Origin of the sequence: Prevotella sp. LCP21S3_D2, from assembly GCF_052118345.1 — a bacterium.
Classification (GTDB): domain Bacteria; phylum Bacteroidota; class Bacteroidia; order Bacteroidales; family Bacteroidaceae; genus Prevotella.
Genome location: NZ_JBQKHJ010000001.1, coordinates 193,992 through 213,361, shown reverse-complemented (window position 1 = coordinate 213,361; position 19,370 = coordinate 193,992). Strand labels below are relative to the sequence as shown.

Here is a 19,370-nt window from a genome sequence, read left to right as displayed (position 1 = left end):
CCTAATTATGAGTAGCGGATAATCTGTCCCGGTGTCAGCTTCTTATCCTTCTTGTAACCGTTGAGTCGGCAAATCTGCTCTACGCTTACACCACGTTTCTCAGCGATGCTCATGAGCGTTTCACCATACTTAACCTTGTGATAGAGCTTTTCTCCTGATGGACTGGCGGTATATCTTCCAACCTCTCCACCGTTCACCTGCTCCTTGGTATATCCACCGTTTCCAATCTTGCCGCGTGCAGCGTTAGCCTCTGCATATTCGCTCTCGTAGGTATCGCGATTGAAATTGTAGAAGTCGCCAGTGACGTCCTGGTTGCGGAAATCGAAGAAGAGTGCCGGGTTCAAAGCCACGCCACAGAGACGGGTTTCGAAATGGAGGTGAGAACCTGTGCTTCGACCGGTGTTACCACCCAAGCCGATTACATCTCCTGCTCTTACTTCTTCGCCCTCAGTAACGAGCTGCTTTGAGAGGTGCCCGTAGATGGTCTCCAAGCCGTTGTTGTGACGAATAACGATGTACTGACCGTAACCACCACCTTCATATCTTACGATGCGAACTCTGCCTGAAAAGGCTGAGCGGATTGAGTCGCCAATATAAACCTTGATGTCCATACCTTTATGTTGGCGGCCAAAGCTAGCACGGTAACCGAAGTTACTTGTGACAACGCGACTAGGAGTTGGCATGCAGAAATGACGAAGGTCGATACGGAAGTGCTCTGGCAATTTTGTTGCCTTATGGGCATACTTGTTAGAGAAGTCCTCGTACAGTTCTGCTGCAGGATTTTCTCTATCTTCCACTAGTCGATAGTGCGAGACAGCAAGCGTGTCAAGCGCTTTCATTCTGTGGTCTACTGGAGCTTGTCTTGCTAACAGATCCTGTCCGCAAACGGGAACAGCTGTTAACGCCAACAAGGCAACGACCGAAATTTTTTTCATTCTTTTTTTAAAACTCATACTACTTTTTCTATTTTCTTTTTTAGGTCCATGTCAATAAGCGCAGAATCCATAATCCAAATTCTGCAAAAACCACTAGGGCAAGTACCCTAATCTGCGATTTTGTTATATAGACGTTGCAAATATAACAAAAAAATCTCGAAAAACAATGGTTGTTAACGCCAACTCCCCGATATTTAACGTGATAATCTAGTTTTTAACGTTTGTTATGAAGGTTCGGTGCAATTAATTGTCAATCTGCTCGTTTTCATGCTTTTGCAGGATTCTGAGCAATGCCACGGCAGGGGAATGTCCCATGAAAATATACTTTTTTACCTCCGGACTGGTAAATCTGAGGCATTCCTGATAGGCTCGGAACAGGTCATCCAGGTTGATGGTGAATTCCTTGCCCGATGATTCCCGGATGCCGATAATCATTTTGGCGGTTACATGTAATTTAATGTATCTGATGCCCGTTACGCTTTCTATTTCTTTCAATTCCGATAAGATAGCGCGCATCTCGTCCATGGTGAGTTTCGGACGAGGTTCTCTGATGGCTGGTTTTCTTCTTCTATCCATAATTGCTTTTGTTTTTTAATGTTTTTTGCCTGGCGATAGAATCGCCAGGAACGGGGGGTGATTGCTGAAACCGCCTTTTTTATTGCCGCTTTAGCTGATGGCTGCCCAGTTGATATGGGTTTTCTTCAATTCCTTGAGGCGGTTCCAGAGCAGGGCGTTCTGAGGGGCATTGCATTGCGGGTCGTTGTCGATGATTTCCTGGGCTTCATTGCGTGCCAGCTGAACCAGCTGGCCGTCTCTGGCAATATTCGCTATCTTCAGGTCGAAAGCCATGCCGCTCTGCTGCGTACCTTCCAGGTCGCCGGGACCACGGAGCTTCAAATCGGCTTCGGCGATGCGGAAACCGTCGTTGGTATCACACATGATGTCGATGCGCTTGCGTGTCTCCTCAGAAAGCTTGAAGTTGGTGACGAGGATGCAGTAACTCTGGTCGCAGCCTCTTCCCACACGGCCTCGCAGCTGATGCAGCTGGGAGAGACCGAAGCGCTGGGCATCCAGTATCACCATCACCGAGGCATTCGGCACGTTCACGCCCACCTCTATGACGGTGGTGGCAACGAGAATCTGCGTCTCGCCCTTCACGAAAAGCTCCATCTCCTCTTCCTTCTCGGCTGATTTCATCTTGCCATGAATCTTGCTCAGCTTGAATTCCGGAAACGCCTGTTTCAGCGTCTCGTAGCCTTCTTCCAGGTTCTTCAGGTCGCTCTTCTCGCTCTCCTTGATGAGCGGGAAGACGATATATACCTGTCTGCCGAGATTAATCTGATGGCGGATGCTCTGGTAGAGGCTGGTGAGCTGGGTATCAAACTTATGCAGGGTCTGTATAGGTTTTCTGCCCGGTGGCAGTTCGTCGATGACGCTCACGTCCAGGTCGCCATAAATGGTCATGGCGAGGGTGCGCGGGATAGGGGTGGCAGTCATCACGAGGATATGCGGTGGATTCTCGCTCTTGCTCCACAGTTTCGCTCTCTGTGCCACACCAAAGCGGTGCTGCTCGTCGATGACGGCAATGCCCAGGCGCTGGAACACCACGGGGTCTTCCAGTACGGCATGGGTGCCGACCAGAATCTGGATATCGCCGGTGGCGAGGTCGGCAAGAATCTTTTCTCTTTTCTTTCCTTTCACGATGCCCGTCAGCAGTTCTACCCGGATGTCCATGCCCTTCAGGAAAGAGTGGATGGTCTGGAGATGCTGCTCGGCAAGGATTTCTGTAGGTGCCATCATGCATGCCTGATAACCGTTGTCCAGGGCGATGAGCATGGTCATGAGTGCCACGAGCGTCTTGCCCGAGCCTACATCGCCCTGCAGGAGGCGGTTCATCTGTCTGCCGCTGCACATGTCGGCCCTGATTTCGTGCATCACCCGTTTCTGCGCTCCCGTCAGTTCGAAGGGCAGATGGTCGGCATAGAAGCCGTTGAAGATGTCGGCGATGCGGTTGAAGACATAGCCCCGGTATTTGCGTCGCTGGTCGCTGGCATACCTTAATATATTAAGCTGCACATAGAAGAGTTCCTCGAATTTGAGGCGCACCTGAGCCTTCTGCATCTCCTGATGGGAATGCGGATAGTGAATCATGCGGATGGCAGCATCTCGCGAAACCAGATGCAGGCGCTCTACGATATGGCTTGGCAGTGTTTCGGGAAGAGGAGGAAGGATGGTGACCAGCTGTTTGCTCATCTTCTCGATGGAACGTGAGCTGTAGCCGCGCTTCCTGAGGTTTTCGGTAAGCGAATAGTAGGGCTGCATGCCCATCTCTGATATCTGAAGATGGGTGGCATCGTCCATGTCGGGATGGGTAAACTGGAATCTGCCGTTGAAGACGGTAGGCTTTCCGAAGACGAGGTATTCCGTGCCCACCTTATAGGTTTTCATGATGTATTGTGCACCACGGAACCAGGTGAGGTCTACCACGCCGAAGCCGTCGGAGAAATGAGCCACCAGCATCTTGTTCCGCTTGCCGGTATCTATTTCTTCGTAGCTCAGAATCCTTCCTTTTATCTGTACGTAAGGCATCTCAGAGGTGAGTTCGCTGATATGATAGACCTTGGAGCGGTCTACATACTTATATGGATAGTATTCCAGCAGGTCACCGTAAGAGTTGATGCCGAGTTCCTTGCTCAGTATCTCTTTCTTCTTGGGACCTACGCCTGGCAGGTACATGATGTCTTGATCTAAAATACTACTCATATTGTTGCAAAATTACTATTTTATGCCAAGACTGCCAAAAGTTTTACTTATTTTTTTTATAATTGCGTTACAAAATAAGGATTTCTGCGTCTTTACCTTATAAACAACTGAGCTTTCGCATATCAGGAAGTTAAAGGAGTTAAGGAAGTTAAGGAGTTAAGACGTATGTCTTGCTGCTTAAAAACTATGCAAAAAAGACTGATGCTCCTTTAGTTTGGAACCTATTTCATTAGCAGTTCTCATAATAACCTCCTTTCTGCTTTATATAATTTCGTTCAAGAAGTCCATGAAGGAGTCCTTGTCGGCAATATCATTGTTAGGCAAGAAACGGCCCTGCAGAGTTCTGTTAAATGGATTTAATATTTACGGGGAATATTGTTAATAAAAATAAGTCATAGTTTTTGTGATGAGAAAACTATATTTTGTAAATGGTTTCTCTATGTTTTGTGCATCCCAACTCTACGTTAGTCTTTTGCGCTATCTACCCCGCTTTCCCCCCAAAAGTGGTTACGGTTACAGAAGTTACAGTTTTTCTTAAGCCAATTCCCTCTCCCTTCTTTAGAAGGAGATAATAATATATATATAAATATATATATATTATTATCTATTATTATTACTTACAATATGAAAGTTCTCGAAATCCCTTATACCCCCTCCGCTGAAAACTGTAACTTCTGTAACCGTAACCACTGTAACCATCTTCGCCCAGAACCAACGGTCACTGGTCGAAGTGAAGGGGGCAGCAAGGCTGCTCGCCCTGTCAAGTGTGATGTGCTGGGATATAAAAGAGCGGATAACGCTGTGAGACTGCATATTAAGTCTAGCGGCATCGTAAAATGCGATGTTGCTAGACCTGCCAAAAACTGCTATGGCGTTTGCGAGGGGAAGGGGCAGTATTAACGGAATGCACCTTTGCGCCCTGTAAGGACAAAAGCCTTCAAACCAGATGATTAATAAAGCTTTTGCCCTAAAACAGGGCGTGTGGGGCCTTACTTTCTGGGGCGTGTGGGACCTCACTTGCGATAACGGCAGTATTGGTATCTATTTCAGGAGAGCTTCTGCTATCTTGATGTCAAACGGGGTGGTAATCTTGATGTTTTCGCGATTACCTTCTACCATTGCTACCTGGCAACCGAGACTTTCTATGACCGATGCATCGTCAGTAAACTGCTCCTTGTATTCCTGGTTGAAAGCCTGTTTCGCCAGACCGATATCGAAGGTCTGAGGTGTCTGCACCACACGGTAGTCGCTGCGAAGCACGTTCTTGCCACTGCCGTGCTGGTCGATGTAGCGCAAGGTATCGGTTACAGCATATACCGGGATGGCTGCATATTCCTCGCGAGCCGTCTCGAAACATTCCTCAATCACATCCGTAGAAACGAATGGTCGGACGCCATCGTGAATACCCACTACGCCATCCTCATTGTCAGGAATGAGCGAAAGTCCATTCTTGGAAGACTGGAATCGGGTGTCGCCACCGTTGGCTATCTGGTGCTTGATGTCGAAATGATATTCTTCGCAGAGCTGATGCCAGTATTCCTGCTGGCTCTCCGGGAGAACCAGGATGATGCTCAGCTCAGGGTTGTATTCATGAAAACGCTCAATGGTTCTCATCAGGATAGGCTTGCCGGCTACAGGCAAGAACTGCTTCGGAATCTCACTTCCCATGCGGAGGCCCTTGCCTCCGGCTACTATGATTACGTAATCCATGATGGAATTTATAATTGATAATTAATAATTTATAATTATTATTTGCTCTCCATCAGGTGGGTGTACATCATGCCATCCTGCAGGGCTGCCACGGTTTCCTTGCCTGCGAAGTAGCTCAATATCTTATAGGCGTATGGAAGGGTGGCGGCAGGACCTTCGCCCGTAATCACATTGCCATCCTCCTGGAAGAGGGTAGCTGTATATTCTGTATTCTCGCTGAAATACTGCTCGAAGCCAGGATAGCAGGTTGCCTTCTTGCCTTCGAGAATGCCAGTGCTTGCCAGAACCATAGGGGCTGCGCAGATGGCACCGATCCGTTTGCCAGCCTTCTGCTGTGCGATGAGCGCCTGGCGAACGCCTTCATGCTCATTGAGGTGGCTGCTGCCCGGCATTCCACCAGGAAGGAGCAACATATCGGCATCCTCAAAGCTCTGGATATCCTCGAACTTCAGGTCAGCCTTGATGGTGACTCCATGAGAAGTCTCTACCCATTCACTACCTGTAATACTGACGGTCTTGATGTCTACACCCCCTCTGCGGAGGATGTCTACTGGAGCCAAACCTTCGATTTCCTCGAAGCCATTGGCAAGAAATTCATATACCTTTGCCATAATTTATTCGTTTTTTGTTTTGTTATTCGAATTATATTATTACCTTTGCAAAAGTAAGAATAATAATTGAAATAACAAAATAAATGGGACAACAACATTTGAAATTCGCAATTTTTGGCAATGAATATCAAGCCAAGAAGAGTGCTTCGATAGAGAAAATCCTTTCTTATCTGGAAAAGAAGGAAGCTGAAGTTTATTTTGAAAGCCTCTTCTACGATTTTCTTACCAAGATGGAGCATCTTGAGGTAAAGGCTTCCGGCGTATTCGAGGACTACAACTTTGATGTAGACTATGTCATCTCTATGGGCGGTGATGGTACCTTCCTGAAGGCGGCGAGCAGGGTGGGAGCAAAGGAAACTCCTATTCTTGGTGTGAATATGGGCCGTCTGGGTTTCCTTGCCGATGTGTTGCCTAGTGAGATAGAAACGGCGCTGGACAGTCTGTATGCTGGTGATTGCCTGATAGAGGACCATGCGGTGATTCAGGTAGAGGCTGAAGGCGGCGTCTTGGCGGGAAATCCTTTCGCCTTGAACGATATTGCGGTATTGAAAAGGGATGATGCTTCGATGATTTCTATCCGTACCCAGGTGGATGGGGAGTTCCTGGTCACCTATCAGGCGGATGGTCTTATCGTGACTACTCCTACGGGCTCTACTGCATATAATCTCTCTAATGGCGGACCTATCATCATTCCGCAGAGTGGTAGTCTCTGTCTGACTCCCGTTGCTCCTCACAGTCTGAATATCCGTCCTATTGTCATCAATGATACGGCGGAGATCGTGCTGGATGTGGAGAGCCGCAGCCATAATTATCTCGTGGCTATTGACGGACGAAGCGAACGCATGACCGAGCAGACCCGCCTGATTATCCGTAAGGCACCACATGCCATTAAAATAGTAAAGCAGCGGAACCAGAGATATTTCTCTACATTGAGAGAGAAGCTGATGTGGGGTGCTGACCAGAGACAAAGATAAAGTAATCACAAAATAAAAAAAGAGGACTCTTAAGGTCCTCTTTTTTCGATTGATTACTTATCGTATGATTGATACTTTTATTTAATAATCTGTTTCTTGCCCTGGTGGATATAGATGCCTGGCTGGTTAGGCTTTTGCATCATCTTCATGCCACTCAGGGTATACCATGCGTTGTCTTTACTTGCCGTATTGTCAATGGTAGGAGCTGCGGTGATGCCTGTAGTTGGCATATCAGCCGTAACATCCTTGATCTTATAGAGACCGTCATTGTTCTTCTCATTCAGAACCTCCAGATAGGTATCCTTGTTGATATTCGTGAAATCAACGGTCTGTGGCGAACCGGTACCGGTGCTGAATACGAAGGAAACCATGTAGTTCTTGCTCTTGATCTTGTAAGTTTGATAATACCATTTCTTGCCTTCAATCACTTTGCTTTGGGTCATCTTGTCGCCAGGCCAAACACCCTTCACGGTCAGGTTTTCCTTTGGAGAATCGCACCATGCCCAGAAGTTGAAGCCATCTTTCCATCCTACCTGGTCTGCGTTGGCATATACGGTGATATCGTATGGGTCGAAAGCAGTAGGCTTTTCTACCTTATAGTTACGGGTAAGAATACCGCTGACAGCACCATTCATCAGCAAGCCCACCTTCAGGGTTGTCTCGCCGAAAGGAATCTCCAGCTCCTCACCGCTCTTAGCCTTCTTGCTGCTGGCTGTTGGCTCTGTGCCATCGGTTGTATAAACCAACTGTGCATCGTCTGCGTTGCTTACAGCCACGAGCTTTGCTTTCATCGTGCCTTCGTAATCACCGGAAGCCAAATCCACCCAAGCCACGTTTGCCTTCTTAGGCATGAAATAGCGGTAGTGGTAGCCGTTCAGCAGTTCGGCGTATGTGTTTGGTGCTGCATACTTCTTGGCGTTAGGACCTACGATGGCAATCAATGTTGCCTTGTCGCCTACGGTCCTGATGCCGTTATATCCTTCTCCCCTGAAGGCATTGAAGGTGGTATTGCTGGTGTTGGTGATACCTGCCAGCTGGCGGGCATTGATCATCGCCTTGATATCCTGCTTGCAGTCAATCCAGTGCTTGTAGAATACGCATGGAGTTCCGCAGGATGCCAGAATGTAGGCATTGGCTGCCAGGGTATCCTTGCGGATAGGGTCCTGCTGTTTGCCGGCTGAACGGTATTCTGTATCGTGATTCTCTACGAAGGTGATGGCATACTGCTTGTAAGCCGGGTCGTTAGCCAGACCATCTGTCTTTACGGTCGACCAGTTGGATTTGATGGCATCTCGCACCACGTAGCGGATAGGGAAGTCGAAGGCTGCACTTGTGATTTTATCATTAACCTTGGTAGCTTCAAGCCAGTTCTTGACTACGGATACATTTCCATTCCAGTATTCTCCTACGGAATAAGTTGGCTTGGCTGCATCGTTGTAGATGCCTGTAAACTTGCCGCTGTATCCCTTTACCATATCATAGCGGAATCCGGCATAGCCGAAGTCGTTGAGGAGCATGTCGAGATAAGCCTTCACGATGGTCTGCACGTTCTGGCTGTTGTGGTCCAGGTCGCGCATGCCGCCCCAGTCTTCACCGGTATCATTGTTGCTGCTGAGCTTTACGCCCTGCTTATCTGCCTCTTTCTTGGTTTTGCCGCCATCATCGTTGGCACAGATATCGGTTGATTTCATCTCGTAAGTCACTCCCTTGTAGGTTTCTACCGGGAAGTCAAACCAGGTTGATACGTTCTTACGGTGGTTGATTACCACGTCGGCGATGGTTCCGATGCCGTTATTCTTAAAGGTTTTGATGAGAGAGCGGAGTTCGCTTTCACTTCCGAAAGAACTTTCGTAGTTGGAAAACCAGTAGAGGTCATCGTAACCCATTGACTTGCCGCCACAGTTGGCACTCTGTGGAATCCATACGAGATTGAAGTACTGTCCCAGCTCAGGAGCCTGTGCTTCGAGATTGGTCCATTTGGAATCGCTGAAGGAATCCCAGTAGAATCCCTGCAGCATCACGCCGCTATGGTTGGCTGGCCAACCCTGGGCAAACATATTTGCGGTTGCCAGTAGGGCAACGAGTGTAGAGTATATCTTCTTCATATTCAAGGATTAAGATGTTTTGTTTATTTGTTGCAAAGTTACGACTAATTCTGATATGTATGCGTAAATTGGATGTAAATCAAGCAAATGATCTGTGCAAACGTTTGCATATTTATCGATTTCATTTCTTTTTCCGTAAAATCTCACCCGATGCAGTAGAAATTGCGTCCCGACGTAGCATCGGATACGTCCCGACGCAGTAAAAGATGCATCCCGACGTAGCATCAGATACGTCCCGACGCAGTAAAAGATGCATCCCGACGTAGTACAAGATACGTCGGGACGTAATTTCAGAAGCATCCTGATTCCCATCTAGTAAGCCTCAGTTGAAGTTCAAGTAAGCCTCAGTTGAAGTTCAAGTGAGCCTTATTTGAAGTTCAAATGAGCCTTAGTTAAATGTTACGTAAGCTTTACTCCAACATTACGTAAGCCTTACTTCAACCTTAAGTAAGCCTCATTCGAAAAAAGTATCTTATCTGAATTTTCGTATCTGGTTCAGGGCGTAAGCGTGGTAATGCGTGGCAATAAGGTGGCAATAAAATATCCCCTTATTGCCACGCGTTATTTGTTTATAATCAATGAGTTAAGTGTGAGAGTGATAGATGTGGCAATAATTTGATGAAAAAAATATTTTTTTGGCTATGTAAAACTTGGGTTAAAGATAATGAATCTGTGTGAATCTGTGGAATCTGTGGGAGTTTTTTTATGTCCCACGGATTTCACAGATTTACACAGATTTTTTATGCCCAGGGTTAGCAGCTTCTGCCTTAACCTTTCCGCTGTAGTGTAGTGTGAAGTATTTTTGTTTATTCCGTTGTCTGTGCATTTGAGGCGGCTTTAGGAGATAATTATTATAAAAAAACTAGTAAACATTTGGCTATCTCGTTTTTTATTGCGTAATTTGCGTTGCGTAAAAAGCGCAATGGTTGCAAGTGTAACGAAAACAATAAGATTAAAGCAATAATATGGCAACATTGAACGATGGTTTATCAGAATTATTGTGCCTGGCTTACGGAGAACCAGCAGAAGCTGTTGCTGGCTATAGCTAGTGAGAGCCTGGTATCTTCGCCATTGAGCCAGCAGTTTATCAGCACCCACCATCTTCCTGCCACGAGCAGCGTGAAGACGGCATTAAAGGCATTGGTGGATAAGCAGCTGGTAAGCAAGACCCCAAACGGCTATTTAGTAAGCGACCGCTTCTTTGCGAAATGGCTGGTGAGAGGGGGAATCACATTATAGTCCAGTCATAATTCTGCTGGCATATAGATTACGGTATGTAAATAATATTCCAGAAAGAGACAGTCCAGGAGAAACTTCCGGAAAATGGGGAAAGAAGAGATTGAAAATTTTCCCTTAAGGATATTTATTTTTTCCTTTAAGAGATATTTTCATCATATTTAACTTGTAAAGCTATTTTGTTAAAACAAATCGCTATGGGTTCCATTGTTGAGAAACAGCAAGGTTAGTTTTTCATCGTTTTGTTCCCACAGCATCAACCAATCTGGGGTTATGTGACACTCCCAAATACCTTCTAGGTTTCCATGAAGTTTATGCGATTTATATGATGGTGGCAGTTTCCCCTCTTTGGCTAGTTTCTCTACGGCTTTTTCAATGAGGGTTGGATCTAGACCACGTTTCACTCCTTTTCGCAGAGACTTTTTAAATTTGTTTGTAAAGTCAATAGAGTATTTCATTCTAAGCACTGTTTGATTAAGTCGTGAGCATCTTTTGCATGATATACTCTTCCAGCTTTAACATCTTCTAGGGCTTCTTCAATGCCACTTTTCTTTTCGGTTTGAATAACCCAGCCAAACTTCTTTGCCAGTTCCTTTAATAAGTTGAAGTCAACTTGCGGAACAGTTATAGTTGTTGTTATATTATTTATAGCTACATCCATATTGCTTTACTTTTAATGTTATTTTTAATGCTGCCGCAAAGATACGATTTTTCCTCGTAACCACCAAATGTTTATGGGGAAATGTTGTGGGTTAGCGCAAAAAAGAAAATAGGCGGCTCCCGGATTGGAGGAGAGTCGCCTATTCTATGAATTTTTAACTAAATCAGTAAAGTTCGACCAACTTTCAACTTTGAATCCTCTTAGATCTCTGACGGATTTCTTAAACCACTCTATTTTAGAAAGCTCCATAACAGTTTTTACAAGTGCAGTCAAATCATCATTCATCGTCATGTATGTACTGCCTTGCACCCACTCGAAACCATTCTTCTTTAGAAGCTCTTTTATTTCGTAGTAAGCCTTGTTGTAAGGTTCGCCATAGTATTTTTGTAAATCGGAAATAACCATATCAAATGCTAGTGCGTACATACTGCCTCCTTTGCTGGTTCAAATAAGTCCTTATATCCAAAGAATATGTTCCCATCTGCGGTTTTTGCGGAGATGACAATTCCTACGAAAGGATTGTTCTCAACTTCAATCACTTCGCCCTGTGTCCAGTCTTTGGCATGTGTCAAGTCTGGAGATATTAATACTTTGTCGCCTGTTCTCATAATCATAAAAATATAAATGTTGTACTTATTCGGTGCAAAGATACGACTTTTCCTCGTAACTTCCAAGGTTTTAGGGAAAAAATACTTGAAAAGGATGAGGAGAAAGAAAAAAAATAGGCGGCTCCCGGAATTGAGAGCCGCCTATTGATATTTAGTTTATTTGATGAAGCAAATGCTTACTTCTTTGTCATTACACACTTTGCATAGCCATTAGCCCATGCATAGAGCTTGATGTCGTAAGTACCAGCATCTACAGAGATGTTGCCACCGCCTTGGGTAAGAGCATTTACATCGCCACCCCAGTTGATAGCCCAGTCGTCGTTGGCACGGAACTTGATTTCACCAGAAGCCAATGTGATGTCCTTTGCCTCCCAGTAGCCAAGTGCTTTTGTTTCTGCATTGTAAGGAACGTATGTCATATCTACGTCTGAATCCCAACCATTAGGGGATGCGCTACCAATGATACCAATAGTTGTGATAGGAGTCAGAACATAGCTCTTGCTTTCCAAATCAACATCTACTTTGTAGTAACCGGCTTCTTCTGTCATGGTGATGTTGGCTGCATCAGCAGCAGTATTGAAGTCTGCGCCATAGTTGGTGCCCTTCCACTCTGGCTGAGTACAGAACTTGAAACCATTCTGGTTCAAGTACATGAAACCAGTAAAGTGTACACCATCCTCACCTGCGAGGTAGTCATTTGTTGCCCATCCATTAGCATCACCTGCCATATAAAGTACTGGCTTGCCTACAGTGTAAGTAAGGTTGTTCATATCAAGAGTAACAATCCATGTACCTGCGCCTGGGATTACTGGAGTCTGAAGTTCACCCCATGAATCGCCATCATAGAGAATGTATCCGAATGTGTCTTCTGAACCGTTCTCCTTGCAGCCCAAGGCTCCCTTGTTGATGGAATCCCAGTCTTCACTTACGAAGTTGCTTCCAGCATAGAACTTAAACCAGTTTTTGTCTGCAGTAGTTGTAACCTTCAACTGATAAACTCCATCGCTAATCTTGTTCATCCAGACAGGAGATTTTGCATCCCACTCATTTCCGTTTACCTGACCGAGCATGTAGTAGCCCTTCTCATCGAGTTGAGGTGTTGCTGTTGGAGTAAACTTACCTGTAGTCTCGCCCTTGGTAGTAATGCTTACCGCATCACCAGAAGCGAGATTGATAGAAACTTGTGTCTCCACTTTCAGGTCGCGAGCAACAGAAGCACGAGACTTATTCTGCTCGCAAACGAGTTTCTCCAATTCAGAAGCACTTACTTGAACGCTGTTGCCAACCATTGTTCCATTGACAGCTACTCCGTTCACCTTGAAATCTTGGAGGGTGAAACCAGAGACATTGGCATCTGTAGAATTGACTGTTACGAGATTGATGATACCATCTTCATCAGCCATGCTGCCTTCTGCCTCAGAACCATTGGCAAAGGTTACCCCATACTTGGCAGCAGATGCTTCCTGCTCGTTGGCCTGTGGGTTAGCCCAGTCGTCGTAGTCGCCAGCGCAGCTGGCAAGTGCGAGACTTGCCATTGCTGCTAAGCTATATAATAATGTCTTTTTCATTGTGTTCATGTTTTTAATTATTTAACTTCTGCTGTGTTCTTGTCGAAGTTGACATAGAGCTTCTGTCCTGCTGTGCAAGTTACAGAGTAACCTTCACCAGCCTCAGACCAAGAATTAACAATGTTCATGTTTCTCCAGAAGCAGTTGCCCTTGAAGATAGTGTACTCTGTACGCCACCAGTCGATTCCTGGAATCTTGATATATGTGCGGAGCTCGCCATCACCACCGAAGGCTGGAGATACCCATTCGCCAGTCTGGTCTGCAGGAGCTGTCATAGCCCAAGCGGCAGAAGCGTCGTCCCAATTGCCACCAGCAGCAGCACCGATGATGTAAGCAGCACCAGGATAAACATTCAGTGAGTAGTTGATGTTCTTCTTGTCTGCTGACATTTCACCAACGAAGTGGAGAACGAACCAGCCGCCATGAGCAACCTTCAGGTTTCCGTCGCCATCCTCTGAGAATTCAGCACCAGCATTATCGTTGACAGCAGCCAGACGGCTAAAGCCACGCCAGTCATTCTCGTATGTACCCCACTTGAATGAACCGCCATCAGGAACATAAACCATGGTATAATAGTTGCCTGCCATACCATATACAGGAGCCACTGGCTTCCAGCTGCTCCAAGCCTCTTGGATAGAAGAACCAACTACGAACAGGTTCTCTGGATACTTAGCATCTGGAGCCTTGTAAGTAGCCTTCACTGAAGGCAGGGTTATGATGTTGGAATAACTCTGACCAAGATAAGGGTCGGCTGTGCCATCTATGACAGCACGCAATCTTACATATACAGGCATTGTTTCTGGCACGCTTGTGTCTGGGTTGGCTGCCTGGAACATATCAACGAGTGTAGAGTTCAACTCTGCTGCATCCACAGCCATCTTGGCTGTGGTGTAAGAGGTTGACAATTCTTTATGTGTAGCTGTTGTATCTGTCAGGAACTTCTGATCGAGTGCAACCTGCACATAGTAGCGAACCACGTATGGAATACCTCCATAGTTTGGCTGTGAACAAGACAAGGTCAAGTTGTTGGCACTTGCCAAGTCGTATGTATTGTTTTCTGCGTATGCTGGTGTATTCAATACAAATCCGTCTGCAGCATGATTTAAATCCAATGTAGGATTGCTGTCATTGTCGTCAGAGCATGAAGTGAAGAGCAAAGGCAAAACCATTGCAGGCAACAGCATCAATTTTAAAAATATCTTTTTCATAATTGTATTCTTTAATCAATTATAGTTCTTTATTCCGAAGAATCCCCGATTTACTAAGATTAGTAATTAGGGTTCTGAGTCATGTTAGGATTACCTGCAATGTCGGTAACAGGGATAGGATATACGTTGAACTTAGACTCGATACCGATACCTCCTGCTACACCTCCCTTGAAGTCCCAAAGATACTTGGAACCAGAGAAGAGACCAAAGCGGATCAAATCAGAACGACGACGGCCTTCTACATAGAACTCACGGCACCACTCATCAATCAAAGTCTGTTCATCGACAGCTCCAGAGATCTCCTTGCGATGAGCACGCTTCTGAATAGTCTGGATGTCTGCGAGAGCATCAGTGGTATTTCCCAAACGATAGTTGGCCTCAGCACGTGTCAGGTAAATCTCTGCCAGGCGGAACAATGGGATATCTGTATCCATGAATGTACCATCGTGGATGTCGGAACCGTCTGCATGGCGATTCTGCCATTTTACGATAGAAGCACCATTTGTGAAACCTGTAATCTGCTTGCCAGGGCTGAGTGTGCGGATGCCGCCACCTACACCCATGTAGAACATGGCACGGTCATCACCAGCTTTGTTGATGACATCCTTTGTGGTTACGTGCAATTCTTCATCCTTTGCGATAACCTGCTCCTCGGTGGCATCCTTCAGCGCATCGCTTTCACCTGCCATAGGGATATTGTCATTAGGGAAGAATTTCTCAACCAAGTCCTTGCGGGCGAAGTTGCAGCTCCAATAGTTGCTGGTGAATGAATTTGGCATTCCTGAAGTTCGCATAGATGCTACGAGGTATGTAGAACCTGAGTATTCCTGAGTCTTCTTGCCATCCTGGCGGATAGGGAAGATAATCTCCTTCATAGCCTGGGTGTTCTGGTCGTTGTCGCCCATGAATACCTGCTCATAGCCTGAGAATCCATTCTTTGTCTCGGTTGACAATGCGTAAGCTCCACTATTGAGAATCTTGTCACAGTAGTCCTTTGCCTTGGCGAAATCCTTTACCTGGCCATCTGTGTAAACTGCAGAGTTCAGAGCCAGACGAGCATGGAGGGCGTAAGCTACACCACAATCGGCACGACCAAATCCCTTGTCGTCATTGTAAGCACCAACTTCCTTCAGTTGTGGCTCAATCTCGGTCAATTCCTTGTCAATCCAGTCGTAGAGATCCTTACCGGTTTTCTCAACTGGCAGTTCGCTATCAAATGTATCCTTGAAAGGTGCCTTGTGGAAGAGATCAAGGAAATAATAGTAGTTCAAGCAGCGGAGGAAACGAACCTCTGCAATGACGTCATCGCTCATCTTACCTGTCTGTTCACTGATGAACTGGTTGTGAAGGGTGATGTTGTATGCCAGGCGCTGGTATGCCCAGTTGGCACGTACAGAACTTGAGTTCCATGCAATATTGGTGAGGGAAGGGATATCTGTATCAGTCTGCCAAGCCCAGATAACCTCATCGGTGCAAAGTTCCTGAAGATTGAAGATGACACGATAGAAACCGCTTTCACCCTCATCCTGGCTCATATCACCTTTTCCGGCAGGACCAGCCTGACCGGTCAAGCCAAGTGTGGCATATTGTTTAGCCAAAAGACCGTCGGCATCATAACTAGGTGATGACTGAGGATCAATTGAGCTGATATTCAAATCGTCTGCGCAAGAAGCCAATCCCAAGCAGAGGAAACCGGCAACTGCAGTCTTTATTAATATATTTCTCATAATTATAATCCTTTATATATTAGAAGTTGAGGTTCAAACCAATCTGGAAACTCATTGGACGTGGATATGGATTGCTGTCGATACCACTGGTTACCTCTGGGTCGATACCCTTATATTTTGTAATGATGAATGGGTTCTGTGCTGTGAAGTAGATACGTCCGCTGCAAGAATTCTTGATCAATGCAGGGAAGCTGTAACCCAATGTAATATTGGTACACTTCAAGTAAGAAGCATTACGTACAAAGTAATCACTCAAGTAGTTCTGGGCAACTGTCAAACCTGTGAAACCGAGCTTAACGGCCTCTGGAGTGGTGTTGCTGAATGAACTGTTAGAGTAAAGACCTGATGGAGAGATGGATGCTCTGTTTGCCAGGAAGTCATAATATACGTAGTTGCCCAAAGATGCACGGAATGCCATACTGAAGTCCCAATTCTTATAGAGGAACTTAGTGGTGAGACCCATGATTACATCTGCAGCTGGGTTCTTGTAATAGTAACGGTCAGCGTCGTTAATCTGACCATCGGCATTGCGATCTACGTACAGACCTTCGATAGGTTTGCCATTTTCATCATATACCTGCTGGTAAACGAAGAATGAGTTGACTGCTTCACCCACCTTGTTCTTCAAAATCTTGGTGTTGTTACCGCGAGAAATCTTGTCACCTGTCCATACCCAGTCCTGAGCACCGGCATCAAGAGAAGTAATCTCGTTGTGGTTCCAGCCTACATTATAGGTAATATCCCATGTAAAGTCCTTGGTTACGATAGGCTTTACGTCGAAAGCCAACTCAACACCATAGTTCTTGAGGGAACCTACGTTCTTCAACAGGTTATCACCGAAAGTTGTACCTGCAGGTACGTCAACGGTTGATAACAAATCGGTTGTCTTGCGATAGTAACCATCAATGTTGAAAGAGAAACGGTTGTTGAGAGCAGCGAAGTCGATACCTGCATTCCAAGTAGTAGTCTTTTCCCAAGTCAACTTGTCATTATACTTGCTAGGACGTACAGTCTGGTGATAGTCGTTACCGAATGGATACTGAGCATAAGAGTTACTTACTACATAGAGAGGTGTATAGTAGAAGTCGTCAATACCATTCTGCTGACCAGTCTTACCCCAACCTAAGCGAAGTTTTAAGTCATCGAGCCACTTTACGTCTTTCAAGAAACTCTCGTGGTTTATCTTCCATGCAAAGGCTGCTGATGGGAAGTAGCCCCACTTATGTCCCTTTTTGAAACGAGAAGAACCATCGGCACGGAATGTGGCGGTAATCAGGTAGCGGTCGAGAAGATTATAGTTCAAACGGCCGAAGTATGATACCAGAGAGTTGTGGTTAGCCCACTCCTGCTCGCTGCGCTTAGAAGGGTTGTGCTGCCAGTTATAGTAACCTGTCTCCTCGTTGAGGATAGGATTGTTCTCCTTCAGATAATCATCAGTACCAAAGCCCTGGTTATAGCCATGTCTGTGGTAATGGCTCTGCTCGGCACCAGCCATTACATCGATGTCGTGAACACCAAACTTATGAGCATACTGTGCATAAGCATTACCAATCATATTGTATTTCCAATAGTGAGTCATACCAGCCCAACCGAAGTAGTTGTTTGAGTATGAGTACTTGGAAATCTCATCGCTTTGCTGTGTAGAAGTGTACTGAGCACCCAAGCTTGCATGCAGATGCAAATCCTCGAAACCATGAATCTTGTAATCTACCTCGAAGTTGCCACTGTAGTCACGGGCGTGAGCCATAATCTCTTTCTGGTTAAGAAGAGCCACTGGGTTCTGGGCTGCATTAGAGTTGGTCGTATTCTTCCAGTTAGGGTCTTTTATAGCATCAGACTTGTTGATCAGGTTCTGATAGTAACCGCCTGTAACTGCATACTGGTCACCTTCCCCAAAAACAGGCTGTGTTGGATTCATTGACAAAGCTGCACCGATAGCACCGCCTGCATCTGCATAGCGGTCTTTCTCATACATGAACTTACTTGTGATGTTGAAGTTCAAGTGCTTGTCGAGCAATGATGGAGCCAAGTTGAGAGAAGCGTTGACACGATTCATCCAACTGGTCTTCACGATACCGTTTGAGTTGTTGAAACCAACACTGGCACGATATGGCATGTTCTTCAAGCCACCCTGTACGCTTACGTTATGGTTGGTAGATACTGCTGTGCGGAAAATCTCATCCTGCCAGTTGGTATCAGCATTGCCTAATTTTGATGCATCAAGACCATTAACTGAGCTGACAAGTTCCTTGTACTGAGCTGCGTTCAGTACATCATATTTCTTCTGGATAGTAGAAATTGTTACATCGCCTGTGTATGAAATAGAAGGCTTCTGACCATTGCGACCTTTCTTGGTAGTGATGATGATGACACCATTAGAAGCACGGCTACCATAGATAGCTGTGGCAGAAGCATCCTTCAATACGGTGAATGTCTCAATATCAGTAGGATTAATCATCGCAAGGATATTACTCATACCGGTAGCTGTCTGATTATCGATAACCAAACCATCTACTACATAGAGTGGGTCGTTGGATGCACTGAGAGAAGCACCACCACGGATACGAATCTGGGCACCTGCACCAGGAGTACCACCAGCAGTCTGTACATCTACACCTGCAATCTTACCTACCAACATATCTGATGCGTTGTTGGTGATACCCTTTGACATCTCATCTGGCTTGATAGCTGTAACAGAACCAGTCAAGTCGTTCTTCTTAGCACGACCATAACCGATGACAACGACTTCGTTCAAAGCCTTAGAGTCATCTGCCAAGGTAATCATCATGTTAGATGTGGCTTTGATAGTCTGTGGAGTCAATCCCAGATAGGTGAATGTAAGATCGGTACCTGGAGCTGCGTCAACAGAGAAGTTACCATCCATGTCGGTAATACCTACTGCCTTACCGTTCACTGTAATGGTAGCACCCATGACTGGCTCACCGGAAGCATCCTTCACGTGTCCCTTAATCGCATTAGTCTGCGCAAAGGAACTTGCTGTCAGAAGCAGACCACTTGCTAGGGTCAACGCTCTGAGAGGCAATTTAAATTTTACCTGCTTCATCATTTTGTCTGATTTTTAAGTTTATGTTTATATTTATTGTTTATTCTTTATGAATATTCTGCTTGTTTTGTGATGAATATCACGTTTTTAGTCTCTGGCCTTGTTTTATATATAAAAATAGGTCGAGGAATTGCGCTGTTTATTCTTTCTGGGTGCAAAATTAAGGTCTTTTTCAATACGATGTACTATTTTTTAGTTAA

Annotated in this window: 17 protein-coding genes; 3 read left to right on the top strand and 14 right to left on the bottom strand. The window is 45.6% G+C overall.

What is annotated here, in order from left to right:
* Nucleotides 1–5: 5 nt before the first annotated feature.
* The 3 genes from ACTQ16_RS00915 to recG all read right to left on the bottom strand — a co-directional run bounded on the left by ACTQ16_RS00915 (nucleotide 6) and on the right by recG (nucleotide 3,698).
* Complete coding sequence (locus ACTQ16_RS00915; RefSeq protein ID WP_294969236.1) at nucleotides 6–953, bottom strand: M23 family metallopeptidase; 948 nt, start codon at nucleotides 951–953, stop codon at nucleotides 6–8.
* A gap of 225 nt (nucleotides 954–1,178) precedes the next feature.
* Complete coding sequence (locus ACTQ16_RS00910) at nucleotides 1,179–1,511, bottom strand: hypothetical protein (protein ID WP_441935655.1); 333 nt, start codon at nucleotides 1,509–1,511, stop codon at nucleotides 1,179–1,181.
* Nucleotides 1,512–1,601: 90 nt separating this feature from the next.
* Nucleotides 1,602–3,698 carry an ATP-dependent DNA helicase RecG gene (recG, locus tag ACTQ16_RS00905; protein ID WP_294969239.1) on the bottom strand — a complete coding sequence of 699 codons (2,097 nt, stop codon included), beginning with the start codon at nucleotides 3,696–3,698 and terminating at the stop codon, nucleotides 1,602–1,604.
* A 624-nt stretch (nucleotides 3,699–4,322) separates the two neighbouring features.
* Between recG and ACTQ16_RS00900 the strand changes: the two genes are divergently transcribed.
* Nucleotides 4,323–4,598, top strand: coding sequence for a hypothetical protein (locus ACTQ16_RS00900; RefSeq protein WP_441935654.1), 276 nt, complete (start codon nucleotides 4,323–4,325; stop codon nucleotides 4,596–4,598).
* Nucleotides 4,599–4,739: 141 nt separating this feature from the next.
* On the opposite strand, the gene ACTQ16_RS00895 is transcribed toward ACTQ16_RS00900, so the two are convergent.
* A complete protein-coding gene (locus ACTQ16_RS00895) occupies nucleotides 4,740–5,408 on the bottom strand; it encodes a 2-C-methyl-D-erythritol 4-phosphate cytidylyltransferase (RefSeq protein WP_441935652.1) in 669 nt (222 codons plus the stop codon).
* A 38-nt stretch (nucleotides 5,409–5,446) separates the two neighbouring features.
* Complete coding sequence (locus tag ACTQ16_RS00890; protein ID WP_441935651.1) at nucleotides 5,447–6,019, bottom strand: DJ-1 family glyoxalase III; 573 nt, start codon at nucleotides 6,017–6,019, stop codon at nucleotides 5,447–5,449.
* 83 nt (nucleotides 6,020–6,102) lie between these two features.
* Here ACTQ16_RS00890 and ACTQ16_RS00885 point away from each other — a divergent pair, with 83 nt between their 5' ends.
* Nucleotides 6,103–6,993: an NAD kinase gene (locus ACTQ16_RS00885; RefSeq protein ID WP_294972474.1), complete on the top strand. Its 891-nt coding sequence runs from the start codon at nucleotides 6,103–6,105 to the stop codon at nucleotides 6,991–6,993.
* Nucleotides 6,994–7,070: 77 nt separating this feature from the next.
* Here the strand turns inward: ACTQ16_RS00885 and ACTQ16_RS00880 are convergent, their stop codons facing one another.
* A complete protein-coding gene (locus tag ACTQ16_RS00880) occupies nucleotides 7,071–9,098 on the bottom strand; it encodes an alpha-amylase family glycosyl hydrolase (protein WP_441935649.1) in 2,028 nt (675 codons plus the stop codon).
* 981 nt (nucleotides 9,099–10,079) lie between these two features.
* Between ACTQ16_RS00880 and ACTQ16_RS00875 the strand changes: the two genes are divergently transcribed.
* On the top strand, nucleotides 10,080–10,337 hold the full coding sequence (locus ACTQ16_RS00875) for a hypothetical protein (protein WP_441935647.1): 258 nt from the start codon (nucleotides 10,080–10,082) through the stop codon (nucleotides 10,335–10,337).
* Nucleotides 10,338–10,516: 179 nt separating this feature from the next.
* On the opposite strand, the gene ACTQ16_RS00870 is transcribed toward ACTQ16_RS00875, so the two are convergent.
* The 8 genes from ACTQ16_RS00870 to ACTQ16_RS00835 all read right to left on the bottom strand — a co-directional run bounded on the left by ACTQ16_RS00870 (nucleotide 10,517) and on the right by ACTQ16_RS00835 (nucleotide 19,170).
* Nucleotides 10,517–10,792: a type II toxin-antitoxin system RelE/ParE family toxin gene (locus ACTQ16_RS00870; RefSeq protein WP_217762717.1), complete on the bottom strand. Its 276-nt coding sequence runs from the start codon at nucleotides 10,790–10,792 to the stop codon at nucleotides 10,517–10,519.
* The gene (locus ACTQ16_RS00865; RefSeq protein WP_153123669.1) at nucleotides 10,789–10,995 is read right to left on the bottom strand and encodes a hypothetical protein; all 207 of its coding nucleotides are present in this window, start codon (nucleotides 10,993–10,995) and stop codon (nucleotides 10,789–10,791) included. Before ACTQ16_RS00865 ends, ACTQ16_RS00870 begins: the two co-directional genes overlap by 4 nt.
* 144 nt (nucleotides 10,996–11,139) lie before the next feature.
* Entirely contained in the window at nucleotides 11,140–11,421 is a 282-nt protein-coding gene (locus ACTQ16_RS00860) for a virulence associated protein D (RefSeq protein ID WP_022120086.1), read from the bottom strand.
* Nucleotides 11,409–11,603 carry a transcriptional regulator gene (locus tag ACTQ16_RS00855; protein ID WP_117662311.1) on the bottom strand — a complete coding sequence of 65 codons (195 nt, stop codon included), beginning with the start codon at nucleotides 11,601–11,603 and terminating at the stop codon, nucleotides 11,409–11,411. The genes ACTQ16_RS00860 and ACTQ16_RS00855 overlap by 13 nt, the downstream gene beginning before the upstream one ends.
* A 176-nt stretch (nucleotides 11,604–11,779) precedes the next feature.
* Complete coding sequence (locus ACTQ16_RS00850; protein ID WP_441935645.1) at nucleotides 11,780–13,180, bottom strand: Outer membrane protein SusF domain-containing protein; 1,401 nt, start codon at nucleotides 13,178–13,180, stop codon at nucleotides 11,780–11,782.
* Between the two features lie 8 nt (nucleotides 13,181–13,188).
* Nucleotides 13,189–14,379, bottom strand: coding sequence for a SusF/SusE family outer membrane protein (locus ACTQ16_RS00845; protein ID WP_287593219.1), 1,191 nt, complete (start codon nucleotides 14,377–14,379; stop codon nucleotides 13,189–13,191).
* A 59-nt stretch (nucleotides 14,380–14,438) separates the two neighbouring features.
* Entirely contained in the window at nucleotides 14,439–16,106 is a 1,668-nt protein-coding gene (gene susD / locus ACTQ16_RS00840; protein ID WP_441218587.1) for a starch-binding outer membrane lipoprotein SusD, read from the bottom strand.
* A gap of 19 nt (nucleotides 16,107–16,125) precedes the next feature.
* Nucleotides 16,126–19,170, bottom strand: a complete 3,045-nt coding sequence (locus tag ACTQ16_RS00835; RefSeq protein ID WP_441935643.1) for a SusC/RagA family TonB-linked outer membrane protein — start codon at nucleotides 19,168–19,170, stop codon at nucleotides 16,126–16,128.
* Between the last annotated feature and the right edge of the window lie 200 nt (nucleotides 19,171–19,370).

What these genes read in the sequence shown, in the direction of transcription:
- ACTQ16_RS00915 (WP_294969236.1), bottom strand. Translation starts at nt 953, where the DNA reads ATGAGTTTTAAAAAAAGAATGAAAAAAATTTCGGTCGTTGCCTTGTTG.
- ACTQ16_RS00910 (WP_441935655.1), bottom strand. Translation starts at nt 1,511, where the DNA reads ATGGATAGAAGAAGAAAACCAGCCATCAGAGAACCTCGTCCGAAACTC.
- recG (WP_294969239.1), bottom strand. Translation starts at nt 3,698, where the DNA reads ATGAGTAGTATTTTAGATCAAGACATCATGTACCTGCCAGGCGTAGGT.
- ACTQ16_RS00900 (WP_441935654.1), top strand. Translation starts at nt 4,323, where the DNA reads ATGAAAGTTCTCGAAATCCCTTATACCCCCTCCGCTGAAAACTGTAAC.
- ACTQ16_RS00895 (WP_441935652.1), bottom strand. Translation starts at nt 5,408, where the DNA reads ATGGATTACGTAATCATAGTAGCCGGAGGCAAGGGCCTCCGCATGGGA.
- ACTQ16_RS00890 (WP_441935651.1), bottom strand. Translation starts at nt 6,019, where the DNA reads ATGGCAAAGGTATATGAATTTCTTGCCAATGGCTTCGAGGAAATCGAA.
- ACTQ16_RS00885 (WP_294972474.1), top strand. Translation starts at nt 6,103, where the DNA reads ATGGGACAACAACATTTGAAATTCGCAATTTTTGGCAATGAATATCAA.
- ACTQ16_RS00880 (WP_441935649.1), bottom strand. Translation starts at nt 9,098, where the DNA reads ATGAAGAAGATATACTCTACACTCGTTGCCCTACTGGCAACCGCAAAT.
- ACTQ16_RS00875 (WP_441935647.1), top strand. Translation starts at nt 10,080, where the DNA reads ATGGTTTATCAGAATTATTGTGCCTGGCTTACGGAGAACCAGCAGAAG.
- ACTQ16_RS00870 (WP_217762717.1), bottom strand. Translation starts at nt 10,792, where the DNA reads ATGAAATACTCTATTGACTTTACAAACAAATTTAAAAAGTCTCTGCGA.
- ACTQ16_RS00865 (WP_153123669.1), bottom strand. Translation starts at nt 10,995, where the DNA reads ATGGATGTAGCTATAAATAATATAACAACAACTATAACTGTTCCGCAA.
- ACTQ16_RS00860 (WP_022120086.1), bottom strand. Translation starts at nt 11,421, where the DNA reads ATGTACGCACTAGCATTTGATATGGTTATTTCCGATTTACAAAAATAC.
- ACTQ16_RS00855 (WP_117662311.1), bottom strand. Translation starts at nt 11,603, where the DNA reads ATGAGAACAGGCGACAAAGTATTAATATCTCCAGACTTGACACATGCC.
- ACTQ16_RS00850 (WP_441935645.1), bottom strand. Translation starts at nt 13,180, where the DNA reads ATGAACACAATGAAAAAGACATTATTATATAGCTTAGCAGCAATGGCA.
- ACTQ16_RS00845 (WP_287593219.1), bottom strand. Translation starts at nt 14,379, where the DNA reads ATGAAAAAGATATTTTTAAAATTGATGCTGTTGCCTGCAATGGTTTTG.
- susD (WP_441218587.1), bottom strand. Translation starts at nt 16,106, where the DNA reads ATGAGAAATATATTAATAAAGACTGCAGTTGCCGGTTTCCTCTGCTTG.
- ACTQ16_RS00835 (WP_441935643.1), bottom strand. Translation starts at nt 19,170, where the DNA reads ATGAAGCAGGTAAAATTTAAATTGCCTCTCAGAGCGTTGACCCTAGCA.